This is a genomic window from Nitrospirillum pindoramense (genome assembly GCF_007827955.1).
Classification (GTDB): domain Bacteria; phylum Pseudomonadota; class Alphaproteobacteria; order Azospirillales; family Azospirillaceae; genus Nitrospirillum; species Nitrospirillum amazonense_B.
Genome location: NZ_VITR01000014.1, coordinates 181,045 through 201,234, shown reverse-complemented (window position 1 = coordinate 201,234; position 20,190 = coordinate 181,045). Strand labels below are relative to the sequence as shown.

General features: G+C 68.1%; 17 protein-coding genes. 11 read left to right on the top strand and 6 right to left on the bottom strand.

The features are described 5' to 3' along the window. Positions 1–177 precede the first annotated feature (177 nt). Genes FBZ90_RS21950 through FBZ90_RS21940 form a run of 3 tightly spaced genes read left to right on the top strand, consistent with a single transcriptional unit; the run spans position 178 to position 2,548 of the window. Entirely contained in the window at positions 178–753 is a 576-nt protein-coding gene (locus tag FBZ90_RS21950; protein WP_186455983.1) for a cytochrome b, read from the top strand. 17 nt (positions 754–770) lie between these two features. Then, positions 771–2,147, top strand: a complete 1,377-nt coding sequence (locus tag FBZ90_RS21945) for a cytochrome C (RefSeq protein ID WP_145735122.1) — start codon at positions 771–773, stop codon at positions 2,145–2,147. Next, positions 2,132–2,548 carry a c-type cytochrome gene (locus FBZ90_RS21940; protein WP_246130671.1) on the top strand — a complete coding sequence of 139 codons (417 nt, stop codon included), beginning with the start codon at positions 2,132–2,134 and terminating at the stop codon, positions 2,546–2,548. Before FBZ90_RS21945 ends, FBZ90_RS21940 begins: the two co-directional genes overlap by 16 nt. A 30-nt stretch (positions 2,549–2,578) precedes the next feature. On the opposite strand, the gene FBZ90_RS21935 is transcribed toward FBZ90_RS21940, so the two are convergent. Beyond that, positions 2,579–4,720 (bottom strand): TonB-dependent siderophore receptor, encoded by a 2,142-nt coding sequence (locus tag FBZ90_RS21935; RefSeq protein WP_145735121.1) that lies wholly within the window; start codon positions 4,718–4,720, stop codon positions 2,579–2,581. 66 nt (positions 4,721–4,786) lie between these two features. Continuing rightward, positions 4,787–6,988 carry a TonB-dependent siderophore receptor gene (locus FBZ90_RS21930; RefSeq protein ID WP_145735120.1) on the bottom strand — a complete coding sequence of 734 codons (2,202 nt, stop codon included), beginning with the start codon at positions 6,986–6,988 and terminating at the stop codon, positions 4,787–4,789. Between the two features lie 308 nt (positions 6,989–7,296). Here FBZ90_RS21930 and FBZ90_RS21925 point away from each other — a divergent pair, with 308 nt between their 5' ends. Further along, positions 7,297–10,233 (top strand): M16 family metallopeptidase, encoded by a 2,937-nt coding sequence (locus FBZ90_RS21925; RefSeq protein ID WP_145735119.1) that lies wholly within the window; start codon positions 7,297–7,299, stop codon positions 10,231–10,233. 11 nt (positions 10,234–10,244) lie between these two features. Beyond that, positions 10,245–10,730 carry a DUF1579 family protein gene (locus FBZ90_RS21920; protein WP_145735118.1) on the top strand — a complete coding sequence of 162 codons (486 nt, stop codon included), beginning with the start codon at positions 10,245–10,247 and terminating at the stop codon, positions 10,728–10,730. 126 nt (positions 10,731–10,856) lie between these two features. Here FBZ90_RS21920 and FBZ90_RS21915 read toward each other — a convergent pair whose 3' ends face one another. Beyond that, positions 10,857–11,534, bottom strand: a complete 678-nt coding sequence (locus FBZ90_RS21915) for a GGDEF domain-containing protein (RefSeq protein WP_246130669.1) — start codon at positions 11,532–11,534, stop codon at positions 10,857–10,859. 388 nt (positions 11,535–11,922) lie between these two features. On the opposite strand from FBZ90_RS21915, the gene FBZ90_RS21910 reads away from it, so the two are divergent. Continuing rightward, entirely contained in the window at positions 11,923–12,831 is a 909-nt protein-coding gene (locus FBZ90_RS21910) for a cell envelope integrity EipB family protein (protein ID WP_186455982.1), read from the top strand. A 17-nt stretch (positions 12,832–12,848) separates the two neighbouring features. Here FBZ90_RS21910 and FBZ90_RS21905 read toward each other — a convergent pair whose 3' ends face one another. Both FBZ90_RS21905 and FBZ90_RS21900 read right to left on the bottom strand, forming a co-directional pair. Continuing rightward, the gene (locus FBZ90_RS21905; RefSeq protein WP_145735116.1) at positions 12,849–13,337 is read right to left on the bottom strand and encodes a type II toxin-antitoxin system VapC family toxin; all 489 of its coding nucleotides are present in this window, start codon (positions 13,335–13,337) and stop codon (positions 12,849–12,851) included. Next, positions 13,337–13,567 carry a type II toxin-antitoxin system Phd/YefM family antitoxin gene (locus FBZ90_RS21900; protein ID WP_246130667.1) on the bottom strand — a complete coding sequence of 77 codons (231 nt, stop codon included), beginning with the start codon at positions 13,565–13,567 and terminating at the stop codon, positions 13,337–13,339. The genes FBZ90_RS21905 and FBZ90_RS21900 overlap by 1 nt, the downstream gene beginning before the upstream one ends. A gap of 153 nt (positions 13,568–13,720) precedes the next feature. Between FBZ90_RS21900 and FBZ90_RS21895 the strand changes: the two genes are divergently transcribed. Further along, the gene (locus FBZ90_RS21895; RefSeq protein WP_145735114.1) at positions 13,721–15,082 is read left to right on the top strand and encodes a cation:proton antiporter; all 1,362 of its coding nucleotides are present in this window, start codon (positions 13,721–13,723) and stop codon (positions 15,080–15,082) included. A 10-nt stretch (positions 15,083–15,092) separates the two neighbouring features. After that, positions 15,093–16,661 carry a tryptophan halogenase family protein gene (locus FBZ90_RS21890; protein ID WP_145735113.1) on the top strand — a complete coding sequence of 523 codons (1,569 nt, stop codon included), beginning with the start codon at positions 15,093–15,095 and terminating at the stop codon, positions 16,659–16,661. On the opposite strand, the gene FBZ90_RS21885 is transcribed toward FBZ90_RS21890, so the two are convergent. Beyond that, positions 16,650–18,167 carry an acetyl-CoA hydrolase/transferase family protein gene (locus FBZ90_RS21885; RefSeq protein ID WP_145735112.1) on the bottom strand — a complete coding sequence of 506 codons (1,518 nt, stop codon included), beginning with the start codon at positions 18,165–18,167 and terminating at the stop codon, positions 16,650–16,652. The genes FBZ90_RS21890 and FBZ90_RS21885 overlap by 12 nt on opposite strands. A 343-nt stretch (positions 18,168–18,510) precedes the next feature. Here FBZ90_RS21885 and FBZ90_RS21880 point away from each other — a divergent pair, with 343 nt between their 5' ends. The 3 genes from FBZ90_RS21880 to FBZ90_RS21870 all read left to right on the top strand — a co-directional run bounded on the left by FBZ90_RS21880 (position 18,511) and on the right by FBZ90_RS21870 (position 20,188). Next, on the top strand, positions 18,511–18,867 hold the full coding sequence (locus tag FBZ90_RS21880; protein WP_145735111.1) for a hypothetical protein: 357 nt from the start codon (positions 18,511–18,513) through the stop codon (positions 18,865–18,867). Positions 18,868–19,067: 200 nt separating this feature from the next. Continuing rightward, positions 19,068–19,256, top strand: a complete 189-nt coding sequence (locus tag FBZ90_RS21875; RefSeq protein WP_145735110.1) for a DUF1656 domain-containing protein — start codon at positions 19,068–19,070, stop codon at positions 19,254–19,256. Beyond that, a complete protein-coding gene (locus FBZ90_RS21870; protein ID WP_145735109.1) occupies positions 19,253–20,188 on the top strand; it encodes an efflux RND transporter periplasmic adaptor subunit in 936 nt (311 codons plus the stop codon). Before FBZ90_RS21875 ends, FBZ90_RS21870 begins: the two co-directional genes overlap by 4 nt. The last annotated feature ends 2 nt before the right edge of the window (positions 20,189–20,190 follow it).

Sequence of the window (20,190 nt, the reverse complement as noted above, 5' to 3'; positions counted from 1 at the left end):
CCCCAGCGGGGGGGGGCGGTGGGCGCCTCACATCCTATGCGCGAACTTGCGTCACCAGCATGAGCCGGGCAAATCGGGGCGGTGAATTATCCAGGTTAGGGTGGCGCGTCTTTAGGTGCGGTGCGGCAGGAATTCCGCGCCGCACCATCGCGACCAGGACTAATGGCGGGGGTGGTGATGGTGGTTCATCGGCGCGCGTACAGCGCGGCGCAAATTTACGCCCATTGGGCCGGTGCCGCGCTGGTGGCGGCGCTGTTCGCCACCGCCTGGGTGCGCGAGGGGGTCGAGGATACCGCCCTGCGCCGCCTGCTGTTGGATTGGCATCGGCTGGTCGGTCTTGTCCTCATGGCCTTGTCCCTGGTCCGGCTGGGCCTGCGCCTGGCCCGGCCGGCCCCGCCGCCGCTGCCGGGCATGCCGGTGTGGCAGCATCGCCTGGCGGGCCTGGTCCATGGGGGCCTGTACCTCCTGCTGTTCCTTCAGCCCGCCAGCGGCTGGCTGCTGGCGTCCGCCCGGGGGCGGGCGCTGGATCTGTTCGGCTGGCTGCCGCTGCCCGCCCTCATGGCCAAGAATGCCGAGCGGGCGGAATGGCTGGGCCTCGCGCATGCCTCCCTCTCCTGGGCCCTGCTGGCGCTGGTCGCCCTGCACGCCGGCGCGGCGTTGGCCCATGCCGTGGTCCTGAAGGACGGCACCCTGGATCGCATGCGTCCTCCCGGGCGGGGCTTTTCCCGCCCGTCCACCGTTCCCGAATCCTGACCAGCCGAGGTTGCCCCATGGTCTTCCTACCCAAAACGCGCGGGCACGGTGGGCGCGGCGTCGCCCTGGTGGTCGCCACCCTGCTGCTGGGTGTCCTGGCCGCCATGCCCGCCCGTGCCGTCCCGTCCTTCTCCGACCAGACGGGCGAGGCGTGCAGCGCCTGCCATGTCGGCGCCTTCGGCCCGCAGCTGACGGCGCACGGCCGGGCGTTCAAGCTGACAGGCTACAGCGATGGCCAGGCGTCGCGCCAATTCCCCCTGGTGTCGGGCATGGCCGAGCTGTCGCTCACCCACACGGCGCAGGGCCAGGAAGGGGGCGCCGCCTCTGGCTTCGGGCCCAACAACAACGGGGCGGTGGATCAGGTCAGCGTCTTCGTCGCCGGTCGCCTCTATGATCATCTGGGTGTCTTCTCGCAAACCACCTGGGACGGCGTCGGCCACCATATCGCCTGGGACAACACCGACCTGCGCTATGGGCGCGAGGCCACCCTGGCGGGGCTGGAGAGCATCCTGGGCCTGTCGGTGAACAACAGCCCCACCGTCTCGGACCCTTACAACACCACCCCGGCCTGGGGCTTCCCCTACGCTGCGGCCAAGCTGGCGCCCCATCCGGCCGCCGCCACTTTGATCGAGGGTGGTTTGGCGCAGCGGGTGGTGGGGATGACCGCCTACGGCCTGTTCGCGGACCTGCTCTATGTCGAGGCGGGCGGCTACCGCGCCCTGGGTGGCGGTCCGCTGAACACCCTGGGCGTGGCGATCGCCGATGGCCAGGTGGTGGACGGCACCGTCCCCTATGCCCGGCTGGCGCTGCAACACGAGGATTTGCAGCAGTCGGCGGCCCTGGGCGTGTTCGGGCTCTCCGCCCATGTCTTCCCCAACAACGACCGTAGCGCCGGCACCGACCGCTATACGGACGTAGGCGTGGACGCCAGTTATCAATGGCATCCCAACCGCAATCACACCCTGGGTGCCAACGCCACCGCCATCCTGGAGACACACAGCCTGCCGGCCAGCGTGGCCCTGGGCTTGGCCGACAGCGCGTCGGGGCACCTCAACAGCTATCGCCTGAACACCTATTACACCTTTCAGCAGACCTACGGCCTGACCGCCGGCGTCTTCCGCAGCACCGGCTCGGGCGATGCCGCCCTCTACGGATCGGACCCCCTGACGGGCAGCGCCAACGGCAAGCCGAACTCCAGCGGCTATGTCCTGCAGGCTGACTGGACGCCGTTCGGCAAGACGGACTCCTGGGCCGCCCCCTGGGTCAACCTGCGCCTGGCGCTGCAATACACCGGCTATACCCAGTTCAACGGCGCCAGCCGCAATTACGATGGTACCGGCCGCAATGCGTCGGACAACAACACCCTATGGCTGCTGACATGGCTGGCTTTCTGATGACCCATTTCCCGATATGCGCGCGGCGGCGCAGCATCCTGGCCGCTATGGCGCTGCTGGCGGCTGGGTTGCCGGCGGCGGGCCGGGCAGCCGACGCCACGCGCGGCGCCGACCTGTTCGACAATTACTGCGGCGAGTGCCACACCACGCGGGCCGGCGGTGGCTCGCGCAGCGCTCCCAACCTGTTCGGGCTGATGGGCCGCCGCACCGGCACGGTTGAGGGCTTCGCTTATTCCGATGCCAACCGCGCCGCCGGCTGGGTCTGGTCGCCGGAGACGCTGGACACCTACCTGGCCGCGCCCAAGACCGCCATGCCGGGCACGGTGATGAAGTTCCAGGGCGTGAAGGACCCGGCCGAGCGGGCGGACATCATCGCCTTCCTGGCCACGCTGCACGGCTGACGGGCCGATATGCCCCTCTTCGCCCGGTGATCAGAACCGATAGCTGGCGTGGACCCGGTAGGTGCGCGGGGTGCCCGGTGTCACCCATAGGCGGGAGTAGGAGGAGGGGTAATAGGTCTCGTCGAACAGGTTGTTGATCTCACCGGAAATCTTCCAGTTCGCCGTCGGGGCATAGGCGGCGATCAGCCGGGTCAGGGTATAGCCCGGCAGGGTGAAGCCCGTCCCCGTCTCACCCAGGCGGCTGCCGACATAATTGACGCCGCCGCCCAGGGTGACCACGCCGCCGCCGCCGACGCTGAAATCCCGCGTCAGCAGGACGCTGCCGCTGTGCTTGGGAATGTTGATCAGCCGGTCGCCCTTGTGGATGGCCAAGCCGAAATTCGGGTCCAGGAAATCCTTGGTCACCTCCGCATCGGTATAGGCGTATGAGAACCAGAGCTTGAGGTCCCCCGGCAGGGTGCCGTTGACATCCACCTCCACGCCCTTGCTCTCCGCCTCGCCGATGGCCAGGGAAAAGCCGGCGTTGACCGGGTCGGCGGTCATGATGTTGCTCTTGGTCATGCTGTACAGCGCCAGGGTGCCGCTGAGCTTGCCGTCCGGCGTCGACAGCTTGGCGCCGACCTCCCGCGATTCCGTCTCCTCCGGCTTGAAGCCGTTGCCATGCGCATCGGTGCCGGTGTTGGGGCGGAAGCCCCGGCCATAGCTGGCGTAGAACGACAGGCTGTCGTCCACCTCATACACCAGGCCGGCCTGCGGACTGGCGGCGGTGTCGGACAGGGTGGTGCGGCCCCCTGTCAGCCGGTTGAGGATATCCTGGGTGTAATCGTCGTAGCGGGCCCCGACGCGCAGTTTCCAATGGCGGGTCAGGTCGATCTGGTCCTGGAAATAGGCGCCGCCGGAATTGTCGATCTCCAGCGCGTCCATGAAATTGCCGACGGCCGGCTGCGCGCCGTAGACGGGGTTGAAGATGTTGATTCCGTTGGGATTGGCCAGGGTCGGGCGGAAGCGCCGCTGCACCTGGTCATAGCTGAACCGGTCCCAATCCGCGCCGACCAGCAGGTGATGGGTCAGGGCGCCGGTTTCGAACGTGCCGCTGAGCTCGGTCCGGCCGACCAGGTCGCCGGTTTCATAATCGCGGTAGCGCCGCTGGCGCGACAGGGTTTGGCCGTCGATGTACAGCTTCTGGCGGGCGGCTGTCAGTTCCGCCTCGCTGGAATAGCCTTTCAGGGCGGTTTCCCGATAGGACAGGCCGACCAGCAGGGTCCAGTTCCTGGCGAAATTGTCCTCGAATTGCAGTTGGTGGCTGAGGCCGTCGATGTCCATGGCGCCGTCCCCGGGTTCCCCCAGGAAGCGGGAGGCGGGGATGGTGCCCAGCTGTCCGTTCACCGCCACCACGCCGCGGTCGAAGGGCACCTCCTGATGCACGGCCTCCATCTCATAGCTGAGGGTCATCTGGTCGTTCAGCCGCAGGAAGGCCGAGGGTGTCAGGGTGTACTTGCTGGTGCGAACCGTGTCGCGGAAACTGTGGCCGTCCTCATAGGCGCCGTTCAGGCGCAGGGCCAACGTGTCGGCCACGGGGCCGGTCACGTCCGCCTCCACCCGCCGGTCGGCGTAATTTCCCGCCGTCAGGGTGACGCTGCCCTGCGGATCGAACTGCGGCTTCTTGGTCAGGACGTTGACGGTCCCGCCCGGCTCCCCCCGGCCGAACAGGGCGGAGTTCGGACCCTTCAGGATTTCGATATGGTCGATGTTGGAGGCGTCGCGCGGGCCGCCGAAGCCCCGGCTGGCGTTGAAGCCGTTGACCAGATAGCCGCTGGGGAAATTCTCGTCGCCCGCGAAGCCGCGGACGGCGTAGCTGTCCCACATGCCGCCGAAATTGTTTTGCCGCGCCAGCCCCGCGGCCATGTCCAGGGCGGTGTCCAGCCGCGTGGCGCCGATATCCGCCAGCAACTCGCTGGAAATGACCTGCAGGCTCTGCGGCATGGACTGCAGCGGCACGTCACCGCGATAGGGCTGCTTCTGCGCGGTGATCGTGATGTCGTCAAGGCCGTCACCGGCCCCGCCCTCGTCGCCGGCCCCGACCTTATTGTCGGCTGCATGCGCCGCCGGGGCGAGCATCAGGCACGCCGCCGCGGCGGCGCCCAGGAACCGTGAACCGTACAGACCACTCATGATGCCCGCCCCCGCGCGCCGCTTCGCCCCAGAACCTCCCCGGCTGGTTGCTGGGGAGGGCACTCCTTACCACCGATAGCTTATATTCGCCTTCACATCCCGGCCCGGGCCGTACCAGCACCAGATGGTGCTGTAGCAGGAGGAGATGTAGCGGCGGTCCAGCAGGTTGCTGGCGTCGACGTTCAGCGTCAGGCCGTCCAACTGCGGGGCTAGGTGCTTGAAGTCGTAGCTGCCCATCAGGTCGAACAGCGTGGCGCCGGGAATGGTCAGGCTGCCGCTGCCGGCCACCCCGTTGAAGCCCCGGCCGATGTAGCGCACGCCGCCGCCGAAGCCCAGGCCGGCCAGCGGCCCTTCCTGCATCACATAGTTGGCGTAGCCGTTGGCCGTGGTCTGGGGCACGGCGTAGGGCCGCGTGCCTTCCAGCCCCGAATTGTCCTTGGTCACCTGGTTGTCGATGTAGGTGTAGCTGGCGTGCACGGTCAGCCCGGTGATGGGGTGGGCGGAGCCCTCCAGCTCCACGCCGCGCGACCGCACCTCACCCGCCGCGATGGAGGCGGTGGGGAAGTTGGGGTCGGTGGTGGCGACGTTGGTCTCACGCAGCTCATACAGGCTGGCGGTCAGCAGGGCGTTCCACACCTTGGGCTGGTACTTCACGCCCACCTCGACCTGCTTGCCCTCCGTCGGGGCCAGCACGTTGCCGTTCCGGTCCACCGTCGTCTGCGGCAGGAAGGAGGTGGCGTAGGAGACATAGGGCGCCACGCCGTTGTCGAACAGGTACAGCAGGCCGGCGCGGCCGGTGAACTTGCTCTCATCCTTCGACGTCGTGCCGTTGCTCAGATGGTCCAACTGGCTGATGTCCAGCCAGTCATTGCGGCCGCTCAGCACCAGGCGGAAGCCGCCGAGGGCGATCTGGTCCTGGGCGTACACGCCCGTCTGGCTCATGTGCAGGCGCACGTCGAAGCTGGTGGCCGGCAGGGTGTAGGCGGAGCCATAGACGGGGTGGAAGACATCGAGGTCCGCGACGCTGCCGCCGAAGCCCGAGGACTCCGTCTGCACGGTGTTCTGGAAGTCGACGCCGAAGATCAGATTGTGGGTCAGGGCGCCGGTGCGCACCACGCCGGTCACGTTGTTGTCCAGCGTGACGTTGTTCAGCTCTTCCTTGGCCACGGCCAGGGCGCGGGCCAGCTTGGTCTCGTTGGTGTCGGTGAAGTAACCGGCATTGTAGACGCTGTTGTACAGCGTCGTCAGGTGCATGTAGCGGGTGTTCTGATGCACCGCCCAGTCATCGTCGAATTTATGGGTGAACAGCGACGTGACCATGTTTTCGGTGCGGTTGAAGCGCTCGAAACTCTCTTCCCCGTCATAGAAGTCGCGCGGGATCTGGCCATTGGGGTTGGGCAGCAGCGAGCCCTGGACCGGCACCGCGCCGTAGGCGCCGCTCTTGGGGTCCTGCTGGTGGACGTACAGCACGGTCCAGCTGGTCTTGTCGTCCGGGCGGTAGGTCAGGCTGGGGCTGACGCCGAAGCGCTGGGATTCGGTGTGGCTGATCTGGGTGTCGGACCGGTCGTTGACCCCTACCAGGCGATAGCTCAGCACGCCGTTGGGGTCCAGGGTGCCGCCGATGTCCGCCGTCTCACGGACGGTGCCATAGCTGCCGGCGGTCACGCTGACCTCGCCGAAGGTCTGGCCGGTGGGCAGCTTGCTGGTGAGGGCGGCGATGCCGCCCGGGTTGGCGTTGCCGTAGAGCACGGAGGCCGGGCCCTTCACCACCTCGATCCGCTCCAGGAAGGAAGTGTCGATTTGCGGCGTGGCGTAGCCGTTGACCGAACCGATAAGGTGCAGGCCGTCCAGATACTGGTCGGCGTTGAAGCCGCGCACGGTCATCAGGTCATATCGGCCGGCGGTGTTGCCGCGCGTGTCGGTGGCGACGCCGGCCGTGTAGTTCAGGGCGTCGTTCAGGTTCTCGGCCACGCGCAGGTTCAGCTCATCCCGGGTGATCACGCTGACCGACTGCGGCGTTTCGACCAAAGGGGCGGCGGATTTCAGGGCGCTGGCCGCGTCGGTGGGGGAGCGCTCCCCGATCACCAGCACGTCGCTCAACGGGGTGGCCAACGGGGCGGCAGCGTCCGCCGCGTCATCGGCCCAGGCGGGGCCGGCGACCAGGGCGATCGCCGACACGGTGCAGGCCAAGGCCCAGGTGGGGGCCAAGCGGGTGAGGGCCCAGGGGGAGGAGACCAGAGGGGACACAGACTGCCGCAGGTTGGACATGGAGAGACTCCAGCAACTGATAATTATTATCACTTTGCGGCGATGGTTAAGGCGGCGTGGATGTGAATGCAAGTGACTTTCATTTCGGCATGGCAGCCCTCCCCAAGGCGTATGGCGCCCTATGGTGCTTCGCGGCGGCATTGAGTGTGGGAAGGGGGTGTGGCCGCCGAGGGCGGGGTGGGGCGTTTCGTTACAAGGAATTAACCAAATGTCCCGTCGCAACCGGATGGTTTTGGGCTATTTAGGAAACAGCCCATTTCCGGCGCGGCCCCGTCGCGCCGGTCAGCCCAAGAAGGAAGACGGCACCCATGACGCGCTTCACCCGCACGCTCGCGGCCCTGGCCCTGACGACGGCCCTTTCCTCCAGCCTGCCCGCGCTGGCGGCCGGTATGGGGGCCGCCGATGTCCCCACTGCGCCGGTGGCGGTGGGGGCAGAGGGCGGCAAGGTGTCGGTGCCGCCGCTGGCGTTCACGGAGCGCACGCTGGCCAACGGCCTGAAGGTCATCGCCCTGCCGGACACCTCCACGCCCACCGTGTCGGTGCAGGTGTGGTACAGCGTGGGGTCCAAGGACGATCCCAAGGGGCGCAGTGGCTTCGCCCACCTCTTCGAACACATGATGTTCAAGAGCACGCGCGACATGGCGGCGGAACAGTTCGACCGCCTGACGGAGGATGTGGGCGGCTACAACAACGCCTCCACCAACGCCGATTACACCGATTACTATGAGACCGTGCCCGCCAACCATTTGGAGCGCATCCTGTGGGCGGAGGCCGAGCGCATGGGCTCCCTCGTCGTGGATGAGGAGAACTTCAAGTCCGAGCGCGAGGTGGTGAAGGAGGAACTGCGCCAGCGGGTGCTGGCCCAGCCTTACGGCAAGCTATTCTACCTCATGTTCCCGCAGGTCAGCTACAAGGTGCACCCCTACGGCCGCCCCGGCATCGGCAGCATCGAGGATTTGGATGCCGCCACGCTGAAGGATGTGCAGGCCTTCCACGCCACCTATTACCGGCCTGACAACGCCACCCTGGTGGTGGTCGGCAACTTCAAGCCGGAGGAGCTGAACGCCTGGGTCGACAAGTATTTCGGCCCCCTGACACATCCGGCTGCCGCCATCCCGCGCGTGACGGCGGTGGAGCCGGCGCGCACTGCCCCGCAGACCCTGACGGTGACGGAGGCCAACGCCCCCCTGCCGGCGGTGCTGCTGAGCTATCCCTTCCCCAAGGCGACGGACAAGGACCTGCCGGCGCTGATCGTGCTGGACAGCATCCTGGGCCATGGCGACAGCAGCCGCCTGAACCAGTCCCTGGTCTATGAGAAGCAGGTGGCCAGCCAGGTCTTCACCTTCCAGGAGGTGAACCAGCAGCCGGGCGCCTACGCCATCGGCGCCATCCTGGCCGGTGGCGCCACGGCCGAAGCGGGGGAGAAGGCCCTGCTGGAGGAACTGGCCAAGGTGTCCAAGGACGGCGTGACGGCGGCCGAGCTGGCCGCCGCCCGCAACCAGCTGGTGACCGATGAGCTGCAGGAGCGGGAGACGGCCAACGGCCGCGCCAGCCTGCTGGCCCGCGCTGCCGTCATCTTCGGTGATCCCAAGCGCGCCGACAGCCTGTTGGCCGACATCCAGGCGGTGACGGCCGACGATGTGAAGCGGGTGGCCGCCACCTGGCTGAAGCCCGAGACCAAGATTTCCGTGCGCTATGTTCCGGCGGATAGCCCTGAGAAGGGGACGGACACGGTCGCCACCTCCACCGCCATCGACGCAGCGCCCCTGGTGGTGCCGGCCGATCTGAAGGTGGTGGAACCGGCCCCGGCCGATCAGCGCCAGGCCCCGCCCACCGCCGGCCCGGCCGTGGAGGCGGCCCTGCCGCAGCCGGTGGAAAAGCGCCTGGCCAACGGCCTGCGCGTCATCGTGGCGCCCACCCACGGCGTGCCGCTGATCCAGGCCAGCCTGCGCATCGGCGGCGGCGGGGCGGTGGACCCGTCGCGCCTGCCCGGCACGGCCGCCATGACGGCCAGCGTCCTGACCAAGGGCACCAAGACCCGCACCGCGCCGGAGATCGCCCGGGACGTCGAGGCGCTGGGCGGCAGCCTGGCCGCCGCCGCCGGCTGGGACGGCTCGGAACTGTCGCTGATGGTCAAGGCCGATGTGCTGGACCCGGCCATGGACATCTTCGCCGATGTCGCCCGCAACCCCGCCTTCCAGAAAGAGGAGCTGGACCGGGAGCGCCACCAGGCGCTGGACGGCCTGTCCGTGACCCTGAAGGACCCGGCTGGCCTGGCCAAGCTGGTGGGGCCGCGCGTGCTCTACGCCGACGCCGCCTATGGCCACCCGCTGGCCGGCACGCCGAAGTCGCTGGCCGCGTTGAAGCCGGCGGACCTGACCGCCTACCACCACACCTGGTGGCGCCCCGATAACGCCACCCTGGTGCTGGCCGGCCCGCTGACGGCGGACCAGGGCTTCAGCATCGCCGAGAAGCTGTTCGGTGATTGGGCCAAGCCGGCGGCGGCCCTACCGGCGCTACCGTCTTCCCCGGCCCAGCCGGCCGGACGCGCCGTGGTGATCGACCTGCCCAAGTCCGGCCAGGCGGCGGTGCTGGTGCTGCGGCCGGGCCTGGCCCGGTCCGACAAGGACTATTACCCCGCCTCTGTCGCCAACGCCGTGCTGGGCGTGGGCTATTCCTCGCGCCTGAACCAGGAAATCCGCATCAAGCGGGGCCTGAGCTATGGCGCCGGGTCGGCCCTGGACTTCCGCCGCGTGCCGGGGCCCTTCGTTGCCAGCACCCAGACCAAGAACCCCTCGGCTCCCGAGGTCGCCGGCCTGATCATGACGGAGATGGGCAAGCTGGGCACCCAGGCGCCCAGCGAGGCGGAACTGGCCGGCCGCAAGGCCGTGCTGATCGGCAATTTCGGTCGCACCGTGGAAACCACCCACGGCGTGGCCAGCTTGGTCGGCAGCCTGGCCCTGCAGGGCGTCGACCTCGGTGAAATCGGCCGCTACATCGGCCGCATCCAGGCGGTGACCCCGGCCGAGGTGCAGCAGGCCGCCGCCCGCACCCTGTCCCCCAGCCAGAGCAGCCTGGTGGTGGTGGGCGACAGCGCCCAGTTCCTGACCGCGCTGAAGCAGAAGTACCCCAAGGTGGAGGTCATCCCCGCCGCCCAGGTGAACCTGGACAGCGGCAGCCTGAAGGCTGCGCCCAAGAAGGATGAGGGCAAGGCCAAGGCCGCCAGCGCGTCCAAGCAGCCCTGAGGTCTGGGGCCATGCATGAGGAGATGCGGCGGCTGATCGCCGCCTTCGCCGGCGATTGGTTGGGCACGGACGCGGTACAGTCCGGTCCCGCCGCAAGTTCCAACGGTGTGGGCAAGGGGCGCATGACCGTGCGTCCCGCCCTCAACGGCCACCATCTTCTGCTGGACTATGTCTTCGACCGGGGCGCGGACGGCACCTTCGCCGCCCACGGCGTTCTGACCTGGGACCCGGACGTGGCGGTGCATCTGCTGTTCTGGTTCGATGACATGGGCTATGTGCCGGCCAACCCGGCGCCCGGTCTGTGGGGACCGGTGGAGGGGGCGGAGGAGCCGGGCGCGGAAGGCTATACCTTCATCCGCACGTCTCCCCGTGGCCGTGCGCGCCACCGCTATTGGTGGCCCGTGCCCGACCACATGGAAACCGCCATCGATCGTTCCGCCGACGGCGGCCTGACCTGGACGCCCTTCCTCAAGGGCACGTACCGGCGGCAGGGGTGAACAGCAAAAGGGAGCGAAGCGACGAGCCCGTGACTGTGGGCGCCGGACCTTTCTGGGGAACGCAGTGGACCGGAAAGGGAGGATGGCAAGGCCGCGGATGCGGCCGCCCGCAGGGCATGGGCGGCGTCAAGCCGCCTTAGAAGCCGCCTTGGTCTGGTACATCAGCACGTCGGCCCGGTGCAGCACGTCATCCTCGCGGTCGTCGGCGCCATAGGCCTGACAGCCGAAGCTGGCCTTCAGCGGCAAGCGCTGGGTTTGCCAGTCCAGGGCCGCGCGGTGCAGGGTTTCCGACAGGGCCTGGGCGCGCTGCATGCCCTGGTCGGGGGCCACCCGGGTCAGCAGCACGGCGAATTCGTCACCGCCCAGGCGGGCGACCACGTCGTGGGCGCGCACATGGTCGGCCAAGGTGCGGGCCACCAGGCGCAGATAGGCGTCGCCGGCCTGGTGGCCGTGAACGTCGTTGATGCGCTTGAAGCTGTCCAAATCCACCATCACCAGCACGCCGCCCCGGCTGCCGCGCCGCGCGCCCGCCAGCTCGCGCCGGAAGGCGACCTGGAAGCCGCGCCGGTTGAGGAGGCCGGTCAGCTCATCCGTCGTGCTCAACGTTTCCAGGTAGTCGATGCGGTCGCGCTGCTCGGTGATGATGCGCTCCGCATCCGCCAGGCGCATGGCCAGTTCCTGCACCAGCAACTGGTTCAGGCTGGCCGCCGCTTCCGGACCCCGCAGACCCACCGGCATATGTCCCCGGGGCAGGGTCAGGTTGATGGCGGGCATCAGGGGCAGGGCGGTGTCCGGCGGGGTCATTGGCGCTACTCCGTTGGGGGCGTCGGGGGCTGACGCAAGGCGGAGATCGCAAGGGCTGTGCCGCTAGGTAAGCTGCTGATATTCAAGGGATTGGCGATTTGCAACAGGGGGACTGGCCCGCGTGGGGCAGTTTTTGCCGATCCCCTTTCGGCAGACCTCACCGGCAATGTCTGCCCGGCGTCGGGGCTGGGCGGGGCGACGGCGGGGCTGGCGCCGGCCGTATCATGCAGGTGTATGGTCCGGGGGTGGGGCCGCTCCCTGTGACGACAAGAAGGCTTGGCGAGCGCCCCCCGGACACGGCATGCTGCGGGTTCGGGTCTGCCCGTGCCGGGACGATGCCCGGATCAAGGCAGCGGTCCGGATCGAGGTAGCGAAAGTGACGGGAAGAATGCGCACACGTCTGGTGAGCATGGGTTTGGCGTCCTTGGCCGTTCTGGCCTTGCCGGCGGCGGTTGACGCCGCCCCCCCGGTGGCGCCGGCGACCACTTCGCCCACCGCCGCGCCATCCGCCCCCCCGCCGCCGTCCAGCGGTGGCCCGATGGCCGCCACGGTGATGGCCCTGGGCGCGCAGATGTCGCCGCATCGGGCCGCCTATCGCCTGACCCTGGCCTCGTCGCGGGAAGGCAGCCGGGTGACCGGCGTGGTCGGCGCCATGAATTTCGCCTGGAACGACGTCTGCCGCGGCTGGACGACGGAACAGCGCTTCCAGATCCGCTTCCTGTATTCGGAAGCCGACGACCAGGAGATGACCACCAGCTACACCACGTGGGAGGCCAAGGACGGCAGCGTCTACCGCTTCAACGTCCGCAAGCAGACCAGTGGCCAGCCGGATGAGGAGATGAAGGGCGTCGCCACCCTGAACGGCGAAGCGGGCGGCGTCGCCCATTTCGAGAGGCCCAAGCCGCTGGATGTGGAGCTGGCGCCCGGCACCGTCTTTCCCACCGCGCACACCCTGCTGCTGATCGACCAGGCCCGCCGCGGCGACACGCCCGTCTATGTCCGTCCCGTGTTCGATGGGTCGGAGGCGGAGGAGGCCGGGCCCGTGTCCGCCGTCATCGGCCAGGCCAAGCCCTTGGCCAAGGACGCCGTCGTCGTGGCCGCCTTGCACAAGGACAAGGCCTGGCCCGTCCATCTGGCGTTCTTCGCAAATGACGAGCAGCAGGCCCTGCCGGACTACGATACCGCCATGATGCTGATGGACAACGGCATCGTTCAGTCCATGCTGATCGACTACGGCGACTTCAAGGTGCGGGCCGAGCTGGTGGCGCTGGAGCCGCTGCCCAAGCCGGCCTGCTGACCGCGACGGGCTCCAAGCTAAAACCGCAGGAACAGGCTTTTCAGCCATACCGGGCTGGTCTTGGCCACTTGGCGCCAGTCGGCGATGTCCTCTTCCGCCCCGCCGGCGTAGCCCCAGGGGTTGAAAACCTTCAGGCGCCCGGTGCGATAGGCGGAGGCGTTGGGCGTCACCAGGGTCAGGCCATGCACCAGGGCGGTGGCGGCCAGCAGGGCGTCGCGGTTGTTGGGCAGTCCCACACTGGCGCGGCGCAGGGCCACGGCGGCGTCCACCGCCAGGATGCGCCCCTCGAACGCCACCATGACCCGGTCGTCCAGCCAGGCGCGCAGGGCGGCGCCCCCCGCCTTGTCCGCGCGCTCCGCCTTGGCCACCGACTCCGCCAGCTCCATCAGGCTGAGGGCCGACAGGAACAATTGCTGGCGGGGCACGTCGGCGGCCCAGGCGCGCACGCCGGCGTCCGGTTTGGCGCCGCGCAGTTCCACCACGACGGGGGTATCCAGCAGGTACATCAGCCGATGTCCATCCGTGTGGCGTCCAGCAGGGCGGCCTTGTCCGGGGAAAGGTCGTCAGGCATGGCCAGCAGGTCGACGATGCTCTGCCCGTCGCCGGTAAGTCTCAGGAAGGTCTCGAAATTCATCAGGACGTGGGTGGGCTTGCCCCGGTCGGTGATGAACACCGGCTCGCTCAACGCAGCCCGTTTGGCTCCGCCCACGTCCTGGTTGAAATCCCGACTGCTCATTGTAGGCATGTTGCTACATCCCGAGGGGCGAAAATGTTGCTACATTCCTACGTTTTTTATTCTTTGACAACGTTCGGCACCCGCCTCTAAGCCTGATATCGCTACCAGATGCAAGGCCGGGAAACGGCCCAATAAACAGGGTGGAATCGCGTCATGGCTTCAGACCTTTTTTCAGCCGACACGGTGCAGAACATCGTCGACACGGCATCACACCTGTTGTCGCCGCACGGGCCCAACGGGGCCATGACGCCGACGGATTTCAGCGTCCATTTCTTCCTGCAGTTGTCGGCCATCATCCTGACCTGCCGCGTCGTCGGCTGGCTGGGGCAGAAGCTGCTGGCCCAGCCCCAGGTGGTGGGGGAGATGATCGCCGGCGTGGTGCTGGGCCCGTCGCTGCTGGGCCTGCTGTTCCCCGGCCTGGCGGCCGAGCTGTTTCCCAAGGAAACCAAGAACGTACTGTATGTCGGCGCCCAGTTCGGTGTCGGGCTGTACATGTTCCTGGTCGGCACCGGATTCCGCGGCGACCATTTCCGCACCAACGGCAAAAGCGCCTTCGCCGTGTCCCTGTCCGGCATCCTGGCGCCGTTCCTGGTGGCCCTGCTGATCACGCCCATGCTGCTGGACGTGCCCGGCCTGTTCGCCGACGGGCTGCCCCGGACCCAGGCCACCCTGTTCCTGGGCGCCTGCATCGCCCTGACCGCCTTTCCCATGCTGGCCCGCATCATCCATGAACGCGGCCTCAGCGACAGCGCGCTGGGCACCTTGTCGCTGACGGCGGGCGCTTTCGACGATGCCGCCTCCTGGTGTGTGCTGGCCGTGGTGCTGGCGGTGTTCGGCGCCGGGCCGGGCGTGGCCGTGCTGGCCATCGGCGGCGGGGTGGGTTTCGCCCTGCTCGTCATCGTCTTCGGCCGCCGACTGCTGGCGCCGCTGGGCCGCGCGGTGGAGCGCCGGGGGGAGATGACGCACACCGTGCTGGCCATCACCCTGGCCGTGTTCGGCCTGTCGGCCTTCGTCATGGACGCGGTGGGCATCCATGCCATCTTCGGCGGCTTCATCGTCGGCACCGCCATGCCGCGCGGCCTGTTCGTGGAGGAATTGAAGAAGAAGGTGGAACCGGTGGCCGTGGTCCTGCTGCTGCCCATGTTCTTCACCTATTCCGGCCTCAACACCCGCATGGACATGGTGAATTCCGCCTCCCTGCTGCTGATGGCGCTGGGCGTGCTGGTCGCGTCCATCGTCGCCAAGGGCGTCGCCTGCTATGCGGCCGCCCGCTTGTGCGGCGAGGACAACCGCACCGCGCTGGGCATCGGCGCCCTCATGAACTCGCGCGGGCTGATGGAACTGATCATCATCAACATCGGCCTGCAAAAGGGCATCATCGGGCCGACGCTGTTTTCCATGCTGGTGCTGATGGCCATCGTCACCACGATGATGGCGTCCCCGCTGTTCGAACTGGTCTATGGCCGCAAGGCCCGGGCCAGCGGCGAGCTGGGGGCGGTTCCGGAACGAGCCTGAGGCGGCCCCCATGACGCGCACGCGGACCATCCTGATCGTCGGGGGCGGCACGGCCGGATGGCTGGCTGCCGCCTACCTCGCCCGGTACCTGGGCGTGCGCGAGGATGGGCCGATCCGCATCACCCTGCTGGAATCGCAGGACATCGGCATCGTCGGGGTTGGGGAGGGAACCTTTCCCACCATCCGCGGCACCCTGAAATTCCTGGGCATCGACGAAACGCGCTTCATGCGCGAGACCGCCGCCACCTTCAAGCAAGGTATCCGCTTCGACCGCTGGGTGACGGGGGCGGAGGACGACAGCTTCTTCCATCCCTTCGAGGCGCCCTTTCCCATGGAGGGGGCCGGCCTGGTGCCGTACTGGTTGTTGCAGGAGCGGGACGCCCGCCCGCCCTTCGCCCAGGCCATGACCTTCCAACCCCGGGTGGCGGAGGCCCGGCGCGCGCCCAAGCGGGGGCCCGAGGGGGATTTCGAGGCGCCGCTGAACTACGCTTATCATTTCGATGCCGCCAAGGCCGCCGCCGCGCTGGCCCGCTGTGCCCGCGACCTGGGCGTCCTGCACCTTCAGGGCACCGTGACGGACGTGATGTTGGGGCCGGATGGGGCCATCGATCATGTGCTCACGCGGGAGCAAGGGCCACTTTCCGCCGACTTCTACCTTGATTGCAGCGGATTCCGCGCTGAACTCATCGGCCGCGCCTTGGGTGTGCCGCAAAAGCCGGTGAAGCCCATCCTGGCCACCGACCGCGCGCTGTCCTGCAAGGTGCCGCATGGCATGCCGGACGCGCCGCTGGAAAGCGTCACTCTGGCCACCGCCCACGCCGCGGGCTGGACATGGGACATCGGGCTGGAAGGCGGGCGGGGGATAGGCTGCGTCTATTCCAGCGACCATATGTCGGACGACGCGGCCGAGGCCGCGCTGCGCGCTTATCTGGCCCCGATGCTGGGCCGGGACGCGGCCCCGCCGCCCCTGCGCCGCATCGCGTTCGACCCCGGCTATCGCGAGACGCCCTGGGTCAAGAATTGCGTCGCCATCGGCCTGTCGGGCGGCTTCCTGGAGCCCCTGGAGTCCACCAGCGTGGTGCTGGTGGAGGTGGCGGTGGGCATGCTGGCCGAGCTGTTCCCGCATGACGGTGACTGGCAGGCGCCGGCCGCTCGCTTCAATGAGCTGATGACCCGGCGGTTCGAGAACATCGTCGCCTTCCTGAAGCTGCACTATTGCCTCAGCCGGCGGGAAGAGCCGTTCTGGCGGGACAACCGCGACCCCGCGACCATTCCGCCCGGCCTGCGCGACCTGCTGGCGCGGTGGCGCACCCGCCCGCCCAGCCGGTTCGATTTCGCGCTGGACCTGGAGGCCTTCGCCTACTTCAATTACCAATACATCCTGTATGGCATGGGCTTTGAAACCGACCTGTCGGCGGCCCGCGGCGCCTATCCCGACGTGGATGCGGCGCGCAAGACCTTCGCCCGCATCCAGGCCTATGGCGACCATGCCATCCGCGACCTGCCGGCCCACCGGGCGCTGATCCGGCGACTGAACCAGACCAGCGCCCCGGAGGACCGGGTGGCGTTACGCCGATAGCGCCGCCGGCGCTGGCTCGGCCAGCATGCTGCCGGTGTCGCGGGCGCGGATGTGCCAGCTGAACGCCTCTTCCAGGATGTGCGGCGTCTGGCCGCCCCGGGCCACGGCCCGGCGCACATAGTCGGCCATCTGTTCGCGATAGCTGGGGTGCAGGCAGTTCTCCATGATGGCGCGGGCGCGTTCCCGGGGGGCCAAGCCGCGCAGGTCGGCCAGGCCGCGCTCGGTGACGATCACGTCCACGTCATGCTCCGTGTGGTCTACATGGGTGACCATGGGCACGATGCTGGAGATGCGGCCGTCCTTGGCCAGCGACTTGGTGACGAACACCGACAGCTGGGCGTTGCGGGCGAAGTCGCCCGACCCGCCGATGCCGTTCATCATGTGCGTGCCGTTGACGTGGGTGGAGTTCACGTTGCCGTAGATGTCGCACTCGATGGCGGTGTTGATGGCGATCAGGCCCAGGCGCCGCACCACCTCGGGGTGGTTGCTGACCTCCTGCGGGCGCAGGATGATACGGTCGCGGTAGCTGGCGATGTTGGGCATGACGCGGGCCATCACCGGCGCCGTCAACACGATGCTGGAAGCCGAGGCGAAGGCCAGCTTGCCGGCGTCGAACAGGTCGAAAGCGCTGTCCTGAAGCACCTCGCTGTACAGTTCCAGGTCGGTGAAGGGGCTGTCCTTCAGGCCGGCCAGAACGGCGTTGGCGATGGCGCCGATGCCGGCCTGCAACGGCGGCAGGTGCCGGGGCAGGCGGCCCGCCAGCACTTCCTGCTCCAGGAAGGTGATCAGGTGGCGGGAGATGGCGGTGGTGTCGGCGTCCGCCGGCTGCAGCGTGGTGGCGCTGTCCGGCTGGTTGGTCACCACGATGGCGGCGATCTTGGCCGGATCGATCTGTACCGCCGGGGTGCCCACGCGGTCCGACGCCTTGGTCAGTTCGATGGGCTCGCGCGCCGGGCGGCGCTTGGGGATGTAGATGTCGTGCAGCCCTTCCAGGTCCGCCGGCTGGGCCAAGTTGATCTCCACGATCACCTTGTCGGCCAGGATGGCGAAGCTGGCGGAATTGCCGACCGAGGTGGTGGGGACGATGGCGCCCGTCTCGGTGATGGCCGTGGCCTCGATCACCGCGCAGTCCAGGTGGCCCAGCGCGCCGGAGCGCAACTGCTCCACCATCTCTGACAGGTGCTGGTCGATGAACATCACCTCGCCGCGGTTGATGGCGGCGCGCAGGCGGGCGTCGGCCTGGAAGGGTAGACGCCGCTTCAGCATGCCGGCGTCCGCCAGCATGCCGTCCAGGTCGTTGCCCAGGGAGGCGCCGGTCAACAGGTTGATGTGCAGGGGCTCGGCCCGGCCGCGATTGATCAGGGCCAGGGGGACGGCCTTGGCATCGCCGGCCCGGGTGAAGCCGCTCATGCCCACCGTCATGCCGTCCTGGATCAGGGCGGCCGCCTGCTCGGCGGTCATGATGCGATCATGCAGGCTGCTCAGACGAATTCGCTCTCTAACCATGTTCTTGTCCGTTGTTCGGCACCGTCCCCTGGGGGCGGTCCCAGGGACTGATGACCGGAGGTCCTGGCGGACCCTGGTCATTGTGGTCCCTTCGGGGTGCGGGCACCGAATATTTGGGACCCGGCACCCCCACCCCTCCAATAGTTTCTCACAGGCGCAACGATCATGGATTTTGATCGCGGGGCGGGGGCTGATCCATATCAATAAGATATCAAAGACGCCATTCCGATATATTAGACCAACGGCGGGAAGCGGGCGCATAGTTCATCTCACCAACGACCGCGCCGACTGCAGGCGCTGGACCTCACAGGACGCGGCCCGGTTGATTGATGGAGATGATGGAATGTTCGCCCCGTTGAAGAATTCGTCCCGCACGTATGCCTTTGCCGCCGCCCTGTCCGCCCTGGCGCTGTCCGCGCCGCTGGTGGCCTGCGCCGGCACCGGGACGGAGGTGGTGATCACCCCGGCCGTCCACCAGGCCTGCGAAGCGATGGGCCTGAACCCGGCGAATTCCGACTTCGCCGCCTGCACCACCGTGCTGACCCATGTGAAGGGCGAACACGCCCAGGTTTCGCCCCAGGTCGGCCGTGAACAGAAGGCCTGTGCCATGGCGGGTGCCGCCCCCGGCTCCGCCGCCTTCGCCTCTTGCGTCGACAATCTGGACGCCGCGCTGACGGCGCAGACCCTGTCGATCAATTGATGAGGCCCCTGCGGTAATGTCTTTGGGGCGGGGGGATACGGTGGTTGATCCGGTTCCACCCCCTCCGCCCCTCACGTGACGGCGCCCGTCCGCCCTCCTCCCATCGGGTTGCCGGGAGCCGTCACGCATAGGAAAGGACGTGGTCTGCGGGCCGCGTCCTTTTCTTTTCCGGATCGATCCAACCTGAGGTTTTTTCCGTCATGGCCGAATTGGATGTCGCTGGCATCTTCATGGCCCCCATTGTCGGCTATGGTGCCGTCACCCTGGTCTTGTTCCTGATCCTGCGCGGCTTGCTGGCCCAGCTGGGTTTCTGGCGGATCATCTGGCACCCCGCCCTGTTCGAAGCGGCGTTGTTCTCCATCCTGCTGTCCGGCCTGGTGCTGCTATGAAGGCCCGTCTGGCGCCGCTTCTGCGGGCCCTGGGCCGGGGTGGGGCGACCCTGGCCATGGTGGGCGTGGCCATCCTGCTGATCGGCGCCCTGTGGCAGCGCTACATGCTGGCGCCGTGGACGCGGGATGGCCGCGTGCGGGCGGAGGTGGTTGACGTGGCGCCGGAGGTGGCCGGCACCATCGTCGACATACCCGTCCACGACAACCAGCTGGTGCGCAAGGGCGACGTGCTGTTCGTCATCGACCCCGTGCGCTTCCGCATCAATCAGGCCCAGGCCCGCGCCGCCGTCGCCGCCGCCCGGGACGAACGCGCCCTGAAGCTCAGCGACGCCCAGCGCCGACAGGGACTGGCCGGCGTGGTGTCGGATGCGGAGCAGGAACGGTTCCGCAGCACCGCCAGCGTGGCCAACGCCCAGTTGGACGCGGCGGAGGCGGCGCTGGACCTGGCCAACCTGAACCTGGAGCGCTCCGTCATCCGGGCCCCGGTCAATGGCTATGTCACCAACCTGCGCCTGCGGGTGGGCGACTACGCCACCGTCGGCCAGCCCCGGGTGGCGGTCATCGACACCGACAGCTTCTGGGTCAGCGGCTATTTCGAGGAAACGAAGCTGGCCCGCATCCATGAGGGTGACACCGCCCGCATCAAGCTGATGGGCTACACCCCGCCCCTGACCGGCCATGTCGAGACCATCGCCCGCGGCATCAACGATCGCAACAGCGCGCCCAACGCCTATGGCCTGCAGGACGTGAATCCCGTCTTCACCTGGGTGCGGCTGGCCCAGCGCATACCTGTGCGCGTGGGTATCGACACCGTTCCGCCGGGCGTGGTGCTGGCCGCCGGCATGACCTGCACGGTGTCGGTCGGCGATGAGGCGCAGCGCCCGCAGGGTCTGGTGGGCCGTGTCCTGGCCCGCCTGGAATCGAGGATCTGAGC